2 protein-coding genes and 1 pseudogene are annotated in these 1,737 nt (G+C 37.8%); 1 reads left to right on the top strand and 2 read right to left on the bottom strand.

The features are described 5' to 3' along the window. Both A9G38_RS09695 and A9G38_RS09690 read right to left on the bottom strand, forming a co-directional pair. The coding region (locus tag A9G38_RS09695; RefSeq protein ID WP_141671793.1) for a transposase at positions 1 to 185 on the bottom strand (185 nt) is incomplete at its 3' end. Then, positions 182 to 1,045 (bottom strand): hypothetical protein, encoded by an 864-nt coding sequence (locus A9G38_RS09690; RefSeq protein ID WP_176713258.1) that lies wholly within the window; start codon positions 1,043 to 1,045, stop codon positions 182 to 184. The genes A9G38_RS09695 and A9G38_RS09690, both read right to left, overlap by 4 nt. Positions 1,046 to 1,450: 405 nt before the next feature. Here A9G38_RS09690 and A9G38_RS09685 point away from each other — a divergent pair. Continuing rightward, positions 1,451 to 1,699 (top strand): annotated as a pseudogene (locus tag A9G38_RS09685) (transposase); the annotation flags it as partial. Positions 1,700 to 1,737 lie beyond the last annotated feature (38 nt).

Raw genomic sequence — 1,737 nt, 5'->3', positions numbered from 1 at the left:
CGATTATCTTTTGTTTTAAATGAGCCGCTTTGGCTTGCTTGCGTTATCCAATGGTCCAAAGCTGATGGTGTCAAATCATATTCGGCAACGATTTCACTACGTGATTTACCATGTTGATAAAGACTGACCATTTGCTGTTTAAAATCATCTGTGAATGTTCGTCTTTTGCGTTTAATCTTATTCATATTTGTTCCTTTTTTAGTTGTGATAAGTTTACCTTACCCCTTAAAAAAGTTGTATGATTTAGTGTAGCCGATCCAACGAAGCCCGCATCAGTGTAGTAGAGCATGCGGCCCCACTCCGTGAAAAATCCAGCGCCTATGTTACGCTGGTAATAAGCACCTGATGAACTAGGTGTGGCGCTTACTGCGTCTTGACACCAACGTCCTGAACCAGAACAAACTGCATTGGTTAAATCCCTTACCCGTGACAAACGATAACCCAAACTATTACACCATGCTAACTGGTCACTATAAGTTTTCAATTGTTCACCCCGATTGACGAACCACTGTCTCAACACAAATCCATATTTTACTACCTCAACGCCATATATATCTCTACCCACTAACTCAAACGTCTGCGGTAACTGTGGCTTAGTAATTAGGTTAGGATGAGGATTGTACCATTGATTTTTTGCCTCTGGACCTGTTAGCTTAACACGGGCTACAACTCCCCTATCCTCATCAGGAACCCACCATTCACGAGCTACAACATTTGTCACTGTCGCAGTGATTCCCTCATGCGTGACTGGTTCCCATGTCAATTCTTCTATATCTCCAGTTATGAGTAAATCAAAATATAAATTATGCGCACCCGTGGTCGGGAAATTTAGGTCGTATGATTCAGGACTGATTGATTGTACTAAAAAGCCTTTATTTTGATTCCATATGTCAACTGGACCTGCATATTTGCCTTTACCAAAATATAGATTCGGCCTTGCATAATGGATAACTGGCGACGGTATTATTATTGCATCACTACGATTACCCGCTCGAGCCTTTTTACCATTCGCCTGTACATCCCATGACGATGACAATAATAACAATGCTAATACTAGCAAAGCTGTTTTAGGTGATTTGAACGATAATTTCGATAATTCGTTGAGAAATAATTTGGAAGGTATAAATGAGCTTAGTGTAAAAACACGTCGAATAAGATTATTTAATAAATTTAAGACATAGGTTTGCCAGTGCCTTGTGCCTAAAATGATAATGCATTACATTCCTCGTGTCAAGTAATATTTTGTTTTATTTGAATTTTTATAATTATTCGCTTATTTAATAAGCTTGTTTTCCTACAGCGATAAAAGTATAACCATTTATAAAATAGTTGGCTAGTTTTTTGGCTGACTTTTTTGTAAAGAAATGTAAAGATGAAAACTGATCCTCGCCAAAAAAGTAGACAAAAGTCGCCTCTATGATATAAACAAAAATCATAGAAGACAAATATCATGGTTAAAAAATTTAGTATTGAATTCAAACAACAATCAATGGATTATGCGTTATCTAATGCACACCTTTCTATCAGCGAACTTGCCAACCATCTAGGTGTGGGTAAATCAACCCTAGATAAATGGATTAGGCAACTTTCCCCGAATAAAACTAGCCGTCGAGAGTTAACCGCTGAGCAACAGCGGATTATGGCGTTAGAAAAAGAGATTAAAGAACTGAAAATGGCCAATGATATACTAAAAAAGGCGCATGTGCATATCATCAACAATCCAAGTCGATGAAGTAC

It is taken from the genome of Gilliamella sp. Imp1-1 (assembly GCF_001690415.1).
Taxonomy (GTDB): Bacteria; Pseudomonadota; Gammaproteobacteria; order Enterobacterales; family Orbaceae; genus Gilliamella; species Gilliamella bombi.
The sequence above is the reverse complement of the archived record's forward strand: the minus strand, read 5'-3'. Positions and strand labels throughout refer to the sequence as shown.